This window comes from Peteryoungia ipomoeae (genome assembly GCF_004912165.1).
In the GTDB taxonomy this organism is placed as follows: Bacteria; Pseudomonadota; Alphaproteobacteria; order Rhizobiales; family Rhizobiaceae; genus Allorhizobium; species Allorhizobium ipomoeae.
Genome location: NZ_STGV01000002.1, coordinates 216,508 through 235,076, shown reverse-complemented (window position 1 = coordinate 235,076; position 18,569 = coordinate 216,508). Strand labels below are relative to the sequence as shown.

The window sequence follows — 18,569 nt, the reverse complement described above, 5'->3', positions numbered from 1 at the left end:
TGCCCGATGCCCGTCTACAAGGCTCCCGTAAACGACACGCTTTTCATCCTGAACGATGTTCTCGGCCTCGAGCGTTACAACAACCTTCCCGGCTTCGAGGATGCGACGCCTGACATGGTCGAGGCGATTGTCGGTGAGGCCGCCCGGCTTGCGGAAGAAGAACTCTTTCCCTTGAATCTTTCGGGCGATCAGGAAGGCTGCAAGCGCGCGGACGATGGTTCCGTCACAACGCCGAAGGGCTTCAAGCAGGCCTATGATGCCTATTGTCAGGGCGGCTGGCTGGGTCTCGCCGTTCCGGCCGAGTTCGGCGGGCAGGGGCTGCCTTACACGCTGCACTCTGCCGTCGGCGAATACATGTCGTCGGCCAATATGGCGTTGATGATGTATCCGGGCCTGACCCAGGGGGCCATTGCCGCGATCCTCGTCCACGGCTCGGATGAGCAGAAGCAGAAATATCTGCCGAAGATGGTCGAGGGCATCTGGACCGGCACCATGAACCTCACCGAGCCGCATTGCGGAACCGATCTCGGTCTGCTGCGCACCAAGGCCGTGCCGAATGGTGATGGTTCCTACAAGATCTCCGGCCAGAAGATCTTCATCTCGGCCGGCGAACACGACATGTCGGATAACATCATCCATCTGGTGCTCGCCCGCATCGAGGGCGCGCCTGAAGGCACCAAGGGCATTTCGCTCTTCATCGTGCCGAAGTTCATGGTCGGCGATGATGGCTCGGTCGGCGATCGCAACACGGTTTCCTGCGGTGCGATCGAGCACAAGATGGGCATCCACGGCAACGCCACCTGCGTCATGAACTATGACGAGGCGACCGGCTACCTGATCGGGGCTGAGAACAAGGGCCTTGCCGCCATGTTCGTCATGATGAACGAAGCCCGCCTCGGCGTTGGCCTGCAGGGCCTGTCGATCTCCGAGATCGCCTATCAGAACGCCGCCAATTATGCCCGCGAGCGCATCCAGGGCCGGTCACTGTCTGGCGTCAAGGCGCCGGAAAAGAAGGCCGATCCGATCATCGTGCATCCCGACATCCGTCGTGCGCTGCTCACGATCAAGTCCTTCAACGAGGCTGGTCGCGCCTTCACGCTCTGGACGGCGCTGAAGTCGGACATCGCCCATCGCTCGACGGATGCTGCCGAGCGTCAGGCCGCCGATGACATTCTCGGCCTGATGACCCCCATCCTCAAGGGCGTGCTGACCGACAAGGGCTTCGACCATGCGGTCATGGCCCAGCAGGTCTATGGCGGCCACGGCTATATCGAGGAATGGGGCATGTCCCAGTATGTCCGCGATGCCCGTATCGCCATGATCTACGAAGGCGCCAACGGCATTCAGGCGCTCGATCTCGTTGGCCGCAAGCTCGGTCTCAATGGCGGCCGGGCCGTCATGGCGCTGTTCAAGGAAATCGGTGATTTCTGCGAGGAAAACCGCAACGACGAGGCGATGGCCGGCTTTACCAAGAGCCTGAAGAAGGGCTTGAACGACCTGCAGGCGTCCACCATGTGGTTCATGCAGAACGCCATGGCCAAGCCCGACAATGCCGGCGCCGGCTCCACCGATTACATGCACCTCTTCGGCCTCGTCGTGCTCGGCTACATGTGGGCCAAGATGGCCAAGGCCGCCAATGAAAACCTCGCCGCCGGCTCCGGCGACGCCGATTATTACAAGAACAAGCTGTTGACCGGCCGCTTCTACATGGAAAAGGTCATGCCGGAGACATCACTCCGCAAGGCCCGCATCGAAACCGGTGCCGACAGCCTGATGGAAATGGCCGCCGAGGCGTTTTGATCGCGCGACCTGCTCTTCCCCCTTGTGGGGAAGGTTGGGGAGGGGCCTTGTTCCGGGGTTACCCCTCCCCGTCGCTGCGCTCCGACCCTCCCCACAAGGGGGAGGGTTGACCCGAGGATGCGGCCCCGTCTTGCCGAAAGAATGGCAGGCGGAGGACATTGAAATTCAGGCGCCCAGGCGCCCAAGGGAGAGAAACATGACGGAAGCCTTTATTTACGACCACGTGCGCACCCCCCGCGGTCGCGGCAAGAAGGACGGTTCGCTGCACGAAGTGCCGACGCCGCGTCTGGCTGCACGCACGCTGGAAGCGCTGCGCGACCGCAACGGCCTCGACACGGCCAAGGTCGACGACATCATCTTCGGCTGCGTCGATCCGGTCATGGAAGCCGGTGCCGTGATCCCCAAGGCCGCCGCCTTCGAAGCCGGTTATGATTTCAAGGCGCCGGGCATGCAGATCTCGCGCTTCTGCGCCTCGGGTCTCGATGCCATCAACCTCGCCGCCGGCAAGGTCGTGGCCGGTTCCGACGACATCGTCATTGCCGGTGGCGTCGAAAGCATGTCCCGCGTTGGCATGGGCATGTCGGGTGGCGCCTGGTACATGGACCCCTCGGTCAACTTCCCCGGCTATTTCATGCCGCAGGGCGTCTCGGCCGACCTGATCGCCACGAAATATGGATTCACCCGTGACGACGTCGACGCCTATGCCGTCGAAAGCCAGAAGCGCGCCGCCGCCTCCTGGGCCGCCGGCAACTTCGCCAAGTCTGTCATTCCGGTAAAAGACGTCAACGGCCTGACCATTCTCGACCGCGACGAGCATATGCGCCCGGGCACCGACATGCAGTCGCTGGCAAGCCTGCAGGCCTCCTTCCAGATGCCGGGCGAAATGGGCGGGTTCGAAGCCGTCGCCATCCAGGCGCATCCGGAAATCGAGCGCATCACCTATGTCCACCATGCCGGCAACTCTTCTGGCATCGTCGACGGTGCAGCCGCCGTTCTCGTTGGCTCGAAGGCCGGCGGTCAGGCCATGGGCCTGAAGCCCCGCGCCCGCATCCGCGCCTTCACCAATATTGGTTCCGATCCGGCCCTGATGCTGACTGGCCCGGTCGACGTCACCGAAAAGCTTCTCGCCCGCACCGGCATGAAGATCTCCGATTTCGACCTCTTCGAACTGAACGAGGCCTTCGCCGCCGTCGTCCTGCGCTTCATGCAGCATTTCGACATCGACCACGCCAAGATGAACGTCGCCGGCGGCGCAATCGCCATGGGCCACCCGCTCGGTGCCACCGGCGCGATGATCCTCGGCACGGTGCTCGACGAGCTGGAGCGACGCGATCTGAACACCGCGCTGGTCACCCTCTGCATCGGCGCGGGCATGGGCACCGCGACAGTGATCGAACGCGTTTGATGGGGTAGCCCCCCTCATCCGCCTGCCGGCACCTTCTCCCCGCTGGGGAGAAGAGATGTCGCCGCAGCGCTGGCCAATCCTCCTCTCCCCTCGGGGAGAGGGTGGCCGAGCGAAGCGGAGGCCGGGTGAGGGGGGCTGTCCTGCACAACATCGAATTTCAGGGAAGAGGAATCCCATCATGACCTACAAGAACTTCACCATCGAGACCGACGCGGACGGCATCGCACTCGTCACCTGGGACATGCCGGAAAAGTCGATGAACGTCTTTACTGTCGAGGTCATGGACGAGATCGAAAGGATCATCGACCAGACCGTCTCCGATGACGGCGTCAAGGGCGTTGTCTTCACTTCCGGCAAGTCGACCTTCTCCGGCGGTGCGGATCTCACCATGATCAAGGGCATGTTCGAGACCATCGCGTCGGAGCGCGCCAGCGATCCGGAAGGCGCCATGCAGAAGATCTTCGAGGCCGTCGGCCGCATGACCTGGCTGTGGCGCAAGATCGAGACCAATGGCAAGCCCTGGGTCTCGGCGATCAACGGCACCTGCATGGGCGGCGCCTTCGAGCTGTCGCTCGCCTGCCACGGCCGTGTTGCTTCCAATGCCAAGTCGGTCAAGATCGCGCTGCCCGAGGTCAAGGTCGGCATCTTCCCCGGCGCCGGCGGCACCCAGCGTGTGGCCCGCCTCGCCAATGCGCAGGACGCCCTGCAGATGATGACCACCGGCTCGAGCCTGACGGCCGCCCGTGCCAAGGCGATGAACCTCGTGCATCAGGTCGTCGAGCCGGGCGAGTTGATCAATGCGGCCAAGCAAATGATCAAGGACGGTCTGAAGCCGGTCGCCCCCTGGGACGAGAAGGGCTTCAAGGTCCCGGGCGGCGGCATCTGGACGCCGGCTGCTGCCCAGCTCTGGCCGGCCGCCTCCGCCATCCTGCGCCGCGAAACCGCCGGAAACTATCCGGCCGCACTCGCCATCCTGAAGTCCGTCTATGAAGGCCTGCAGGTGCCGTTCGAGACGGGCCTGAAGATCGAGCAGCGCTATTTCACCCAGATCCTGCAGACCACCGAGGCCTTCTCGATGATCCGCTCGCTCTTCGTCTCGATGCAGGAACTCGGCAAGGGCGCCCGCCGCCCGGCCGGTGTTGCAAAGAGCGAGTTCAAGAAGATCGGCGTCGTCGGCGCCGGCTTCATGGGCGCCTCGATCGGTTATGTCACGGCCGCTGCCGGCATCCCGGTCGTTCTCAACGATCGCGACATGGAGGCTGCGGGCAAGGGCAAGGCCGTCTGCGAAGGTCTGGTCGCCGGCGCCGTCGGCAAGGGCAAGATGAGCAAGGACGACGGCGACAAGCTGCTCGCCCTGATCACGCCCTCTGCCGATTACGCCACGCTCGCCGATGCCGATCTCGTCATCGAGGCGGTCTTCGAGGATCGCGACGTCAAGAAGGCCGTGATTGAGAAGGTCGAGGCCGTGCTGCCGGAAGGCGCGATCTTTGCCTCCAACACCTCGACCCTGCCGATCACGGGCCTGGCCGAAAATTCGAAGCGCCCGGTCGATTTCATCGGCATCCACTTCTTCTCGCCGGTCGAGAAGATGATGCTGACCGAAGTCATTCTCGGCAAGGAAACCGGCGACAAGGCGCTGGCCGTCGCGCTCGATTACGTCGCCGCGATCAGGAAGACCCCGATCGTCGTCAACGACACGCGCGGCTTCTTCGTCAATCGCTGCGTCTTCCGTTACATCAACGAAGCCTATGACATGCTGGCCGAAGGCGTGCCGCCGGTCATGATCGAGAATGCCGCCAAGTTCGCCGGCATGCCGGTCGGCCCGTTGTCGCTGAACGACGAGGTGGCCGTCGATCTTTCCCAGAAGATCATGAAGGCCTCGATTGCCGATCTGGGCGAAGCCTCGGTCAAGCCCGAGCATATGGCGCTGATCAACAAGATGGTCGACGACCTCGACCGTCGCGGCCGCAAGAACGGCAAGGGCTTCTACGACTATCCGGCCAAGCCCGCGAAGAAGCATATCTGGCCGGGCTTGAAGGACCTCTATCCGCAGCAGAAGCCTGATGATGTCGACGTCAAGACGCTGCAGGACCGCTTCCTCGCCACCATCGCGCTGGAAGCTGCCCGCACCGTCGAGGAAGGCATCGTGACGGACCCGCGCGAAGCCGATGTCGGCTCCATCCTCGGCTTCGGTTTTGCGCCTTACACCGGTGGTGCGCTCTCCTATATCGACGGCATGGGCGTGAAGGCTTTCGTTGATCTCTGCGAAAAGCTCGCCGCCTCCTATGGCGATCACTTCCAGCCGACACCGCTGCTCAAGGACATGGCCGCCAAGGGCGACACCTTCTATGGCCGCTTTGATCCCTATGGGACGGCTGCCAAGGCGGCGTGAGGCCAAACGCTTCCAGTGAACGGGGCCCGTCGGTGACGGGCCTTGTTTCGTTTTGGGGCCAAGGCTGGTTCATCTCGCCGCCGACGGAACCGTCCGCCGTTACCGTCACCGCCGGTGCTGGCCTAGGCAGATCCTCGGGACATCCCTCGGGTTAAACCCGAGGACGAAGATGACGGCGGGTGGGCTGGCGGGTGGCGGTTTCCGCTGTCGCTGCTCGCCGCCGCCGCCGGAGAGGGTCAATAAGAGCGCCGTTCGCGGAACGTCATCCTCGGGCTCGTCCCGAGGATCCATCCAGGCATCGCCGGAATCGACGGCTGGGGTGTGTCCCGCCTCTTTGATCTTTAGTGGATACTGCTGTTTGCCACCTCAACCGATCCCCTCGTTGACACCGATCTGCGGTGTAGCCCTGGTCGGGTCAAGCCCGCTCGTCGCTGACGGAACCATTCGCCATTGCCGTCACCCCCGCTGCTGTTCTTGGCAGATCCTCGGGACGAGCCCGAGGATGACGGCGGGTGGGGGTGGCGGTTGGTATTCTCCACTGACGCTTCTCATAACCGACACCAGAGAATCTGACTGGGGAGCCTTCAGCGGAACGTCATCCTCGGGCTTGTCCCGAGGATCTGCCGAGGCATCCCCGGGTTTGACGTCTATGGCGCGTCAAACCTCTGCAATCTGTCAAAAAACCCAAGCCAAACCGCCGGTCGGGATCTCTCCCTCCGGGTGTGCCTGAAACTTGTCTCGGACGGGGCGCCAGAAGCAGCCTGTCTAAGTAGTAATATATGGCTCCTTCCGGCGCCCCGTTCGGCGTTTTGTCCCGCTTGCATGCGTCTCTCTGGCAAGGCGGCGACGGCCCTCGGGTCATCCCTCGGGTTAAACCCGAGGACGAGGGTGACCGGGCGTAGGGTCCGGCTTGGCAGAGTCCTCCCGAGGGAATGTCTGCGTCAGCCTGGCCGGTGGCCCGGGAGGTTCCCGCCGGATGGTGCACCAATCCGACCGGGACCCTCGCCCGGGGGATGGGATCTGTCTTTAAGACTGACCCCATCCCCGCCGTTTGTTTCGCCCCGCCGTCTGGAGTGTTCGCGACAGCGCGGGCGCCTTGTCTGTGTGCCTCTGAGGCACGCCCTTCCGATCAGGGTATCCAGGTTATGAGGCATCCGACCCCATCACCCTCGTCCAGCCCTTCGTCAGGAGGGAGACCGTTGCAAGCGGGCCGGGGTTTTCTGCCTGCGACAGCACATCGCCCCGGCGCCGATCCCGCCTCGCCTGACATCGCATCGTCAGGTGTATCCGAGGGCGGGACAGCACCGAGTATGGGGCCTGTGCGGAATACGGGGATGATTGAAGGCGCGGGGTGTTGATTTCGTTAGGGAAATTGGGCGGGGCGTCCCCGGTTTTTGATGTTTGCGATGCTGCCGAGGGCGGTTTCCCTCTTCTCCCCAACGGGGAGAAGGTGGCGCGTATGCGCCGGATGAGGGGGTGCGCAGCCGAACTTCACCGAGCGAAGGTTCCGGTGACCCTGCCAGGGTCTGCCATACCGCCTTGCGCTTCGCGCCCCCTCATCTGGTCCTTCGGACCATCTTCTCCCCGCCGGGGAGAAGCGGGGGCGCGCCGCTTGCCTTGCATCTGGTGGCCTTTGCCCCTCACCCTGCCCTCTCCCCGCAGGCGGGGAGAGGGGAAGTTGTGCTTGGGGATGCGCTGTGCCGATGGAGCCCACCCGACGAAGCCTTGTGTTGGGGTTGCCGTCGTGCCGTCGGAGTGTTGTGGGCGGGCTGGCCGGCGTGGCCTTCTCCCTGCTTGCGGGGAGAAGGTGCCCGAAGGGCGGATGAGGGGCTGAAGGGGCGCGCAATAACGCAGAGCCGGCCCCTTCGTTTCCCCATCGGCAGAGAGGTGGCGCGCAAGCGCCGGATGAGGGGGCGGCGTAGCCGAATACCAACAGGCAAACGATAGCCCGGAGCCTCGACCATTGTGCCATCTGGTGTTGCGCTTCGCGCCCCCTCATCTGGTCCTTTGGACCAGCTTCTCCCCGCTAGGGAGAAGGGGCAATGCGCCGCTTGCGCTGCATCCGGTGGCCTTGCCCCTCACGCTGCCATTTCCCCGCAGGCGGGGCGAGGCGGTCGGTACCGCTGCGTGCCCGGCTTGCCTTGACAGGCCAGACGATCGGCATAGACCGGTCGCATGTCGCCTATGGAGTGAATACATGAAAGCCCTAACATCGATATCGGATTTCGTCGGCAAGACCTTTGCCGGCTGGGTCATCCTCTTTGCCGTGCTCGGCTTCTTCTTTCCCGAGACCTTCAAGCTGATCATCCCGTGGATCGTGACGCTGCTCGCCATCATCATGTTCGGCATGGGCCTGACCATTTCGGTCGACGACTTTCGCGAAGTGGCGCGGCGTCCCTATGAGGTGGGGATCGGGGTTGTTGCGCAGTTTCTCATCATGCCGTTGATTGCCGTGATCCTGACCAAGATCATTCCCATGTCGCCGGAAGTGGCGGCAGGCGTGATCCTGGTCGGCTGCTGCCCGGGCGGTACCTCCTCCAACGTCATGACCTATCTCAGCAAGGGCGATGTGGCGCTTTCGGTGGCCTGCACAAGTGTCACGACGCTGGCTGCGCCGATCGTCACGCCGTTCCTTGTCTGGCTGTTTGCCAGCCAGTTCCTGCCGGTCGATGCCATGGCGATGTTCATCAGCATCGTGAAGGTGGTTCTGGTACCCCTGGCGCTCGGCTTTGCCGCGCAGAAGCTGGTACCGGGCCTTGTTGCAAAAGCGGTGCCGGCACTGCCGCTGGTCAGCGTCGCGGGCATCGTGCTGATCGTTGCAGCCGTGGTCGGCGCAAGCCGCGGTGCCATCATCGAGTCCGGCCTGATGATCTTTGCCGTGGTCGTGCTGCACAATGGCCTTGGTTATCTGCTCGGCTTCTTCGCCGCCCGTGCATGCGGCCTGTCGCTCGCCAAGCGCAAGGCGATCGCAATCGAGGTGGGCATGCAGAACAGTGGCCTGGGGGCAGCGCTTGCCAATGCCTATTTCTCGCCGCTTGCCGCCGTGCCGAGCGCGATCTTCAGCGTCTGGCACAATATTTCCGGTGCGCTGCTGGCAAACTACTTTGCCCGCCGTATCGAGGCCGAGACCGGCGCTGCAAAGGCCGGCAAGGCCTGACCATCATCGGCAGCGGGGCGCAAGGCTCCGCTGCCATCGACTCTTTGCCATCTCTCATCGCTCAGTTGATGAGGTCATAAGGCCGGCGCAGGCCCTGGCCGTCGAGATAGGCGATGACGGCATCCGGCTCGTCCGTCTGAATGATGGTTATGCCGCGCTCGACGAAAAATCCCCAGACATCGTTGGGCCGGTCGCCCGATAGGGCGAGATAATCTCCCCGTCCGCCGGCCACCATGCCCTCGGGCCGGTCCGTGATCGGATAGGTGTTGATCCACAGATGCGCATTGTTGCGGATGGCAACGGCGCGCGAGACCGGAGAAAGAAGCGGGCCGCCATCCGGGGTAATCGGTTTGCCCGCTTCGCGATGCCAGTGAATGAGCTCGGCGGCCGGCGCGGACAGTTGCGCCTGGATATGGTCGAGAAAGGCGGGATCGATGACGCCATCATCGGCGATGATCGGCATGAAGGCGATCTTTGGCGCGATGGCACGGCGAATATCGCGCGCGATCTGCAAACGCTCCGCATTCCAGACAGGCATCTTGAGGAGAATGGCGTCGGTCATGCCGAGCCGGGTGGCGAGATCGGCGATTTCCACCAGCGCTTCCGGCTCGAGCTTGTTGTCGATGTTGATCATGACCCGCCCGCGGGCGTGAAGCAGTGCCTCTTCCAGCGTGAAGACCTGCTCGCCGGTTTCCCGCCGGGTATCCTCGATCACCAGTTTGCACTGGCGAAGGCTGGCCAAGCTCCGTTCTGCGACAGGGCCGTGGCAGGTGGTCGTGCGCTCGAGCGTCGCGTCATGCATGATGACCAGCACGCCGTCGGACGAACGCCGTACATCGAGTTCCACCATTTCCACCCCGGTTGCGGCGGCATGGTCGATGGCGTCGAAGGAATTTTCGGCCCTGACGATGCGGCCGTTTTCCTTCCAGCCGGCGCGATGGGCGACCACCATGACGTGGTCGCGCCAGTCGTTTGCGCGGGTGAGCCGAGCATGGATCAGTTCGGTTCGCCCGCCGCCTGGAAGGGGCGCGTGGCTGGCGGACGCAACGAGCGCAAACATCAGGCAGCCGAGAAGCACGATGAAACGCATGGGCCTACTCCATGGGATGTCAGGCCTCTGGCGATAGGTGCGTCGGATGACGGCGACATGAAGGATTTCTAACGTTAGGATGAAATCGCGACACAGGCAGCCGCCGCGCGGGGACAAGGGCCGCGCGCGGGCGAAGGCGCAGCACACTGCCATTTGCTGGGGAACAACAAGGGGTGGCCTCCGTTGACCGACGGAACAATTCGCGATGCAGGAGCGGGGAGACAGGAATGAAGATGCAGATCGAGGTGCCGGATAATCTTCGTCGGATCGAAATGGAGCTTCCGGTCAATGCCGTCCTGCATATCTGGCTGAAGGCGGTGACCACGGAGGCGCCGGGCGCCTTGTCCTTCTACAGCGTCAATGGCAAGTTCGGGGAGGTTCAGGCGGTCAACGCCGAGGAAAATTCCTTTCGGATCTCCCATATCTTTGCCGGTGGCTCCGTCGTTCTGGCCTATGATCCGGCCATCACGTCGGTGTCCGTGGTCTACTGGTTCACGCCGTCCGATGTGCTCGAGACGGGGATCACGGTCGTCCACACCAATCCGTCCAACGTGCCGCCGGACCTGCCGCATGGCTATCATTTCCGGCCTCCCTTCGGCTGGATGAACGACCCCAACGGTTTTGGCCGGTTCGGTGGCCGGCCGCATCTGTTCTACCAGCATTATTCGCATGGCCGCATCTGGAACAACATGCATTGGGGCCACGCGGTCTCGTCCGATTATCTGCGCTGGCGCCATCTGCCGGTCTTCCTGTTTCCCTCCGAGGACCTGACCGTGCGTCCCGACAAGCGCGGCGGTGCCTTTTCGGGCTCGGCGATTGCCGCCACGGATGGGCCTGGCATCCGCGTGTTCTTCACCGAAAAGATTGCCGGTCGCCAGCCCGAGCAGGAGATCCAGCTCACGGCAACCTCGGCGGACCTATTCACCGCGGGCGCCGCCGAGGTGGTGCTGCCGCGCCGGCCGGACGGCGAAGATCTGACCTTCGACTTCCGCGACCCTTACGTGTTTCGCGGCCCGCATGGTCGCTGGAAGATGCTGCTCGGCAGCCAGAGCAGCGCCGGCGGGGTCGTACTGCTCTACGAGACGGAGGACCCCTCTGCCGCCGGCGGATGGACCTATCGCGGCAAGCTGCATGTCGAGACACGGTTTGAGACCTCGGCGCTTGAATGCCCTTGCCTCTTGCCGGTCGATGGCGATCCGCGTGATCCGAAAACCCGCTGGGCACTGATTTACGGGCTGATGAACGCCGAGGACAAAGGGACCGGGCGCAAGAACCTGACCATGGTCGATATCGGCTGGTTCGATGGACAGCACTTTACCAAGGAATTCGGCCGGGAGCTCGATTTCGGTACCGACAACTATGCCTTCCAGGCCTTTGTCGATGCCGGCACCCCGGTTGGTATCGGCTGGCTCGGCAACTGGGCCGATACCGGCCCGACCATCGAATTTCCAACCGCCATGACCCTGCCGCGCACGCTGGTTCTCAGCGACGGTGAACTTCTGACCCCGCCCATCGGGGCGGCAGAAAGCCTGCGTGCCCATATGATCGACCGAACGCGGCTGGCGTCGGGGCAGGCGGTCTCCTTGCCGACAGGGGCGTCGGAGGTGCTGTTCGACCTCAATGAGGCGGGGGCGCCGTTTAGGCTCGACTTCGATCATCCAGGCGTGGAACTCGCCCTCGTTCAGCACGAGGAGGGGCTGGAGATTGTCTATGGCCAGAAAGGGCCGGAGCCGAGCCGGACGGCCCCGCGCTATATCGCAAGACGTGCATCGGTGTCGCGGCTGCGGATCTTCATCGACTACGGCTCGATCGAGGTCTTTGGCGACGGCGGTCGCGTGGCCGCAACCAAGCGGATCGACGGTTTCGAGCCGGTTCAGGCCATGCGGTTGACGGCAGACGCAGACGTCGTGAGCCGGGCCACCGTCTGGGGCCTCAGGCTTTAGGCATGAGAGGTTCCGCATCGACAAAGACGCCAACGCTGAGGGCGCTCAAAGGCCGGTAGCGCTTACTCCGCCGCGGCGCGGCGCTGCGAAGAGATCTGCGTGACGAAGGCCCTGAGCGCTGCCGGTCGCACCGGCTTGTTCTGCAACGCGATCTGATGTCGCTCGGCTTCCGCCCGGACTTCTGCCGAGCGATCTGCGGTGATCAGCAGGGCCGGGACGGCCGTGCCGCAGAAATTGCGCAGCTTGAGGATGGCGCCGATGCCGGATCCGTCGTCCAGATGGTAATCTGCGATGACGAGATCGAGTGCGGGCGCTGCCTTCAAAACCGCGTCCATCTCGGCGACCGATGCCGCCGTCAGCACCTCGCAGCCCCAGCCGGACAGGAGCAGCGCCATGCCATCGAGGATTTTCGGCTCGTTGTCGATGCACAGCACGCGAAGCCCGGTTGGCGAGGGCGTTGCCGAGCGCGACTCCTGTTGTGCCACGGCGCGTTTGTTCTGCGGTTTTGCCACATCGAGCGGCATGACGACCCTGAAGGTGGTGCCTTTTCCCTGCTTTGAGGATAACTCCACCGGGTGCTGCAACACCTTGCCGATGCGGTCGACGATGGAGAGACCGAGCCCGAGGCCGGAGGCCGTGCGCATACCCTCCTCAAGCCGGGCAAATTCCTTGAACACGGTGCGGAACTTGGAAGAGGGGATGCCGATGCCGCTATCGGTCACCTGGACCACCACCTTGTCACCTTGGCGCCGCGCGCCGACAACGACGCGGCCCGCCGGCGTGTATTTGATTGCGTTGGAGACGAGGTTCTGAACGAGGCGGCGCAAGAGCGTCGGATCCGACCGCACGGAGAGCGATGTCGGCATGACAACCAGCTTGAGGTTCTTTTCCCGCGCCATGGGGGCAAAGTCGGTCGCAATCCGCTGCAGCAGCGTATCGAGCGGCACGGTGGAGAAGCGCGGTTTCATGGCGCCGGTATCGAGGCGGGAGATGTCGAGGACCGCGCCGAGAATGGCCTCGACGGATTCAAGGGCGGAATCGATGTTGTGCACCAGCGCCTTGTTGTCCGTTTCGCCCATGCGCTCCACCAGGGAAGACGAATAGAGGCGGGCCGCATTGAGCGGTTGCAGGATGTCATGGCCCGCTGCTGCAAAAAAGCGCGTCTTGCCGATATTGGCCTCGTCGGCGGCCGCGCGGGCTTCCGCCAGCTGATGGTTGACGCGGGTAAGCTCGGCGGTGCGCTCGCTGACGCGTTGTTCCAGCGTCTCATTGGCCTGCTTCAGCGCCAGATCGGCCTCCACCCGGGCGGTGATGTCGGAGAAGGTGGCGACCAGTCCCTTGTCGGGCATCAGGTTGCAACGCACCTCGATGATCCGCTCGCCGCCGGACAGCATGATCTGGAAGGGCCGGTCGAACTGGTGGAAGGAGCGGATCAGCGATTGGATGTCCCCGCCCGGCAGATTGCCCCGATCCGCCAGGATTGCCATCATGTCGGCAAGCGGAAAGCCGACCTGGCCAACATGCTCGGGCAGATCCAGCAGGCTGCGGAAGCGCCGGTTCCAGATGGTCAGCCGGTCCGTCGCATCGAAGACGGCGATGCCCTGTTCCATCTGGGCAAGCGCCGTCTGCATCATATCCTGATTGTATTGCAGCGCTTCCGACGCCTGGTCGAGCAACCAGACCGTATCGGCGGATGGATCCTCCGCCTTTTGCAGGATCAGCGAGAGAACAAGCCGCGCCGATGAGGAGCCGATGGCACTGCCGAGCAACTGTTCGGAAAAATGGATGAAGGCCATGTCGGCGGGGCTGTCATCCGCAAGCTTGCGGCCGACGCTCTGCTCGTAGGAGCGGAAGGAGCGCTCCATCCGTTCATTGCCGAGATAGCGTGCGATCGCAGCCTTCAGATCCCCGACCGCGACGCTGGTCTTCCAGCCGCGGGTGGCGATGTTGGAACGCGGCTGGCGCTTGATGAAGATGGCCGACTGGATACGCTCCACCGGCCGCGGATTGCGGCTGAGCGAGCCGATGACGAAGGCGAGCGTGTTGACGAGCAGGCTGAACAGGCTGGCATTGACCAGGGGATCGGCATGTTCGGGCTCGAACATCGACAGGCCCGGCAGCAGGAAACCGAGCACGCCGGAGGCGATCCAGGAATGGTCTTCCGCGCCGAGGCTTGGCAGGAACAGGAGGTAGGCCCAGACGAAGAAGCCGGTGCAGAGACCGGCGATGGCCCCGCGCGCATTCGCACGTCGCCAGATCAGGCCACCGAACATCGCAGGCGCGATCTGGGCGATGGCGGCAAACGAGAGAAGACCGATCTTGGCAAGCCCGGTCGTGTTGTCAGCCGAACGGAAATAGATGTAGCCGAGCAGCATGACGCCGAAAATCGCGGTGCGACGGATATGCAGGAGCGTCTTGGCGAAATCCTCCCGCTGGCTCGGCGGCCCAAGCAGCTTCTGGCGCAAGAAGATCGGCAGAACGAGATCGTTCGAGATCATGATGGCAAGCGCCACAGAGGCGACGATGACCATCGCCGTCGCGGCTGAAAACCCGCCGATGAAGGTGATCAGGGAGACCGTACTCGAGCCGGCGGCAAACGGCAGGGACAGGACATAAAGATCGGCATCGCCCGTGCCGCCGAAGATCATGATGCCGGCGATGGCTGCGGGCAAGACGAAGATGTTGATCGCGATCAGATAGATCGGCATCAGGATGCCGGCGAGCCTGAGTTCGCGTGGCGTCCGGTTTTCGACCACCGTGACGTGAAACTGGCGTGGCAGCATGATGATGGCGAAAGCGGACAGCGCAATCAAGAGCAGCCATCGGCTGGGCGCTGTTTCATAGGAGAGAACCTCCATCACCCGCGGGCTGTCCAGGGCCTTCTGCCAGAGGTCGGCCGGGCCATTGAAGATGCCGAAAATGACGAAGAAACCGAGCGTCCAGAACGCCACCAGCTTGACGACCGATTCCATTGCAATCGCCAGGATCAGGCCGTCCTGATGCTCCGTCGCATCGGTATGCCGTGTGCCGAAAACGACCGCGAAACAGGCGAGCATGAAGGCGACAATCAGCGGAAGATCGATGAAGTAGAGATTGCCGGTGCCGATTCCGTAGGCGGAAGGATCCATGACGGTCGCAACCGAACTCGACACGGCCTTCAGTTGCAGCGCGATATAGGGAATGATCCCGACGAGGCAGATGATCGTGACCAGCAGGCCGACAATCGGGTTCTTGCCATAGCGGGCGGCAACGAAATCGGCCCCTGAGGTGATCTTCTCGGTCTTGGCCAGTTCGACGATGCGGCGCATCAGCGGCATGCCAAGCGTATACATCAGGATCGGTCCGATATAGATCGCCATGAATTCGAGGCCGCGTTCGGCAGCCAGGCCCACACCGCCGAAATAGGTCCAGGATGTGCAATAGACGGCAAGGCTCAGCGCATAGACCACGGGACGCCCGCCGGCGGGAACGCCGTTTATGCGCGTGATACGGTCGCCATAGCTCGCGACGGCAAACAGCAGCAACAGATAACCGAGTGCCGCCGTGACGATGATCCACCCAGGCAGCACGTGTTCCTCCTCGACTGCGCCCGGTGGAACCTTAAGGCATGTTGCAGCCTTTTCAAATCGTTTGAGAAATTGACCTTAGTCGAAGATGGCCTTGGGGCAGGTGATAAATCACCATTTTCGAAAAGGTTGATTTTGTTTAACCATATAGGCGTGGTCTTCAGCGGCCATACCGATCCCAGAAGACAGGAGCAGGGGAATGCTGGACGAATTCAAAACTTTCATCGCACGCGGCAATGTCATGGACCTGGCCGTCGGCGTCATCATCGGGGGCGCCTTCGGCTTGATCGTCAGTTCGCTTGTCGAGGACATCGTCATGCCAATCGTCGGTGTGATCTTCGGCGGCTTCGACTTCTCGAACTATTTCCTGCCCTTGTCGAGCAATGTCACTGCGACGACGCTTGCCGCCGCCCGCGAACAGGGGGCCGTTTTCGCCTATGGCAATTTCATCACCGTTCTCATCAATTTCCTCATCCTCGCCTGGATCATCTTCCTCATGGTCAAGGGGGTGAACACCCTGCGCAAGTCGCTGGAGCACAAGGAAGAGAAGGCCGCCGAAGCAGCGCCGCCGCCGGCCGATGTGCAGTTGCTCACCGAGATCCGCGATCTCTTGAAGACCCGCTGAATCAAAGCCTGGCGCCGGGCCTTCGCACTGGCGCCATTCTTCACCGGGATCGATGCCGACCTCACGGAAAATCATGGGATTTCCGCGCCAACTTGGGCTAGACAGGTCCGCATCGATTTTCGGAGTTTCTGCCTGATGTCCCTTACCAATGACCTGAGCTCGCGTGCGCTTGCCGCCCCTGAAAGCGGCATCGTCGAGATCGTCAACTATGCACGAGGCCGAGAGAACCTGCTCCCCCTTTGGGCGGGCGAGGGAGATCTGCCAACGCCGGACTTCGTTTCACGGGCGGCAAGCGAAGCGCTCCTCGGTGGGGAAACCTTCTACACATGGCAGCGCGGCATTCCGGAGCTGCGCAGCGCGCTTTCCCGTTATTACAAGCGGCACTTTGCCAAAGATCTGCCGGCGGAACATTTCTACGCGACGGGTTCGGGAATGCAGGCGATTGCGCTTTCCGTCCAGGCGCTGACATCGCCCGGTGACGAGATGATCTATCTCTCGCCCTGCTGGCCCAACATCGTCTCCGCGATTGATCTGGCGGGCACGACATCCGTCTGCGTGCCGCTGTCCTTCGCCGATGGCCGCTGGGTTCTCGATCTCGACCGGCTGGAAAAGGCGATCACGCCGAAGACGCGCGCCATGTTCATCAACACGCCGTCCAACCCTACCGGCTGGACGGCATCCCGCGAGGACCTGAAGGCGATCCTCGACATTGCCCGTCGCCACGGCATCTGGATCCTCGCTGACGAGATCTACGCGCTCTATTATTACGGCGCGACCGAGCGTGCGCCCTCCTTCCTCGACGTGATGGAAGAAGGCGACCGGGTGATCTTTGCCAACTCCTTTTCCAAGAACTGGTCGATGACGGGCTGGCGCGTCGGTTGGATCGTTGCGCCGCCGGAACTCGGTCAGGTGATCGAGAACCTCATCCAGTATTCCACCTCCGGCGTTGCGCAATTCATGCAGCGCGGCGCAATCGCAGCGCTTGATGACGGCGACGACTTCGTGCGTGAGAACATCGCCCGTGCGGTCGCCTCGCGCGACATTCTCTGCGATGCGCTGATTGCCACCAACAGGGTCGAGACGCTGAAGCCGGAAGGTGCGCTTTACGCCTTCCTCAAGATCGACGGCATAACCGATAGCCGTCAGGCAGCCCTTGATATCGTCGACAAGACGGGCGTCGGCATGGCGCCCGGCACGGCCTTCGGGGAAGGCGGGCTGCCGTTCCTGCGCGCCTGCTTCCTGCGCAATCCACGCCATATAGAGGACGCCGCCGAGCGCCTCGTCAGCTACATCAAGGCGCTCTGAGAGCGCTTCGCCTGCGATTGCTAAAATTGTCGATATCGCCTTTGCCGCACCTTAAGCATCGTCGACAAAACCCGGTGTGAAATGCGTCCTACCGGGTGTTGGCTAAGCAGTCGGAAAGGTCCTTCGTGGTTTCGTCTTCCCAAATATAAGAACGGGAAGAAAATCATGGCGATCTTGGTAACGGGTGGTGCTGGCTATATCGGCAGTCACATGGTCTGGGCTCTCCTGGACCAGGGCGAGGACGTGGTGGTGGTCGACCGGCTGTCGACGGGGTTCCGCTGGGCGGTGCCGCCTGAGGCCCGCTTCTATCTCGGCGATATCGGCAAGCCTGCAGTGCTCAGGCAGATCTTCGGCGACCATGAGATCGAGGCGATCATCCATTTCGCCGGCTCCATCGTTGTGCCGGAATCGATTGCCGATCCGCTTGCCTATTATGAAAACAACACCGGCAATACCCACAAGCTGCTGACGGCCGCGGTCAAGGCGGGTGTCGACAAGGTGATCTTCTCCTCGACGGCGGCGGTCTACGGTCTGCCGGACAAGCCCCTGCCGATCCGCGAGGATGCGCCGCTCAGGCCCGAAACGCCCTATGGGCAATCCAAGCTGATGAGCGAGCAGATGTTGAAGGACACCTCACGCGCCCACGGCCTCAACTATGTCGCGCTGCGCTACTTCAACGTCGCCGGTGCCGATGTGAAGGGCAGGGCCGGGAATTCCGCGGCGGGCGCCACGCATCTCCTGAAGGTTGCCTGCGAGGCAGCGCTCGGCAAGCGGCGCTCCATGTCGGTCTATGGCACGGATTACGAAACCCCTGACGGAACCGGTGTGCGTGACTTCATCCACATCAACGATCTCGTCGATGCCCATGTGAAGGCGCTCGATTATCTTCGGCGTGGCGGCGGTCCGCTGGTGGCCAATTGCGGCTATGGGCGCGGTTACTCCGTTCTCGATATCATCGATGCGGTTCGCCGCACGACGAACCAGAATTTCGTGGTCGAGTATGCCCCCCGCCGGCCAGGCGATGCGCCGCTGGTCGTTGCCGATTCCGGGCTTGCGCGCAAGGTGCTCGGCTGGCGCCCGGAAAAGGACGATCTCGATCTGATCGTCTCGACCGCCCTTGCCTGGGAACGTCTACTTGACGATTTGCCGCGAGAGAATGTCCGAGACCTCCGCCGAAAGCTGGTCGGCAGCCGCTTCTGATCCGTCTGACCTGCGTGGCAGGAGAGCCACGCGGGGCCGTTTGATGCAAATCAAGTTCCGCCACCACCTGGCCGGGTAGTCTTCCC

Annotated in this window: 10 protein-coding genes; 8 read left to right on the top strand and 2 right to left on the bottom strand. The window is 62.8% G+C overall.

The window, feature by feature from the left end; genetic code table 11:
* The first annotated feature begins 6 nt into the window (after positions 1–6).
* The 4 genes from FAA97_RS07550 (at position 7) to FAA97_RS07535 (ending at position 8,754) form a co-directional block, all read left to right on the top strand.
* Positions 7–1,800, top strand: coding sequence for an acyl-CoA dehydrogenase C-terminal domain-containing protein (locus tag FAA97_RS07550; RefSeq protein WP_136597928.1), 1,794 nt, complete (start codon positions 7–9; stop codon positions 1,798–1,800).
* 196 nt (positions 1,801–1,996) lie between these two features.
* Positions 1,997–3,205, top strand: coding sequence for an acetyl-CoA C-acetyltransferase (locus FAA97_RS07545; protein ID WP_136597927.1), 1,209 nt, complete (start codon positions 1,997–1,999; stop codon positions 3,203–3,205).
* 178 nt (positions 3,206–3,383) lie between these two features.
* Entirely contained in the window at positions 3,384–5,597 is a 2,214-nt protein-coding gene (locus FAA97_RS07540; RefSeq protein WP_136597926.1) for a 3-hydroxyacyl-CoA dehydrogenase NAD-binding domain-containing protein, read from the top strand.
* 2,197 nt (positions 5,598–7,794) lie between these two features.
* Positions 7,795–8,754, top strand: coding sequence for a bile acid:sodium symporter family protein (locus FAA97_RS07535; protein ID WP_136597925.1), 960 nt, complete (start codon positions 7,795–7,797; stop codon positions 8,752–8,754).
* A 61-nt stretch (positions 8,755–8,815) separates the two neighbouring features.
* Here FAA97_RS07535 and FAA97_RS07530 read toward each other — a convergent pair whose 3' ends face one another.
* Positions 8,816–9,844, bottom strand: a complete 1,029-nt coding sequence (locus tag FAA97_RS07530) for a glycerophosphodiester phosphodiesterase family protein (protein ID WP_136597924.1) — start codon at positions 9,842–9,844, stop codon at positions 8,816–8,818.
* Positions 9,845–10,071: 227 nt separating this feature from the next.
* Between FAA97_RS07530 and FAA97_RS07525 the strand changes: the two genes are divergently transcribed.
* Positions 10,072–11,787 (top strand): GH32 C-terminal domain-containing protein, encoded by a 1,716-nt coding sequence (locus FAA97_RS07525; protein ID WP_136597923.1) that lies wholly within the window; start codon positions 10,072–10,074, stop codon positions 11,785–11,787.
* Between the two features lie 62 nt (positions 11,788–11,849).
* Here the strand turns inward: FAA97_RS07525 and FAA97_RS07520 are convergent, their stop codons facing one another.
* The gene (locus FAA97_RS07520; RefSeq protein ID WP_136597922.1) at positions 11,850–15,356 is read right to left on the bottom strand and encodes a PAS domain-containing hybrid sensor histidine kinase/response regulator; all 3,507 of its coding nucleotides are present in this window, start codon (positions 15,354–15,356) and stop codon (positions 11,850–11,852) included.
* Between the two features lie 196 nt (positions 15,357–15,552).
* Here FAA97_RS07520 and mscL point away from each other — a divergent pair, with 196 nt between their 5' ends.
* The 3 genes from mscL (at position 15,553) to galE (ending at position 18,483) form a co-directional block, all read left to right on the top strand.
* Positions 15,553–15,978 carry a large conductance mechanosensitive channel protein MscL gene (gene mscL / locus FAA97_RS07515; protein ID WP_136597921.1) on the top strand — a complete coding sequence of 142 codons (426 nt, stop codon included), beginning with the start codon at positions 15,553–15,555 and terminating at the stop codon, positions 15,976–15,978.
* A 135-nt stretch (positions 15,979–16,113) separates the two neighbouring features.
* Positions 16,114–17,283 (top strand): pyridoxal phosphate-dependent aminotransferase, encoded by a 1,170-nt coding sequence (locus FAA97_RS07510; RefSeq protein WP_136597920.1) that lies wholly within the window; start codon positions 16,114–16,116, stop codon positions 17,281–17,283.
* Between the two features lie 165 nt (positions 17,284–17,448).
* Positions 17,449–18,483, top strand: a complete 1,035-nt coding sequence (gene galE / locus FAA97_RS07505) for a UDP-glucose 4-epimerase GalE (protein ID WP_136597919.1) — start codon at positions 17,449–17,451, stop codon at positions 18,481–18,483.
* Positions 18,484–18,569: the final 86 nt, after the last annotated feature.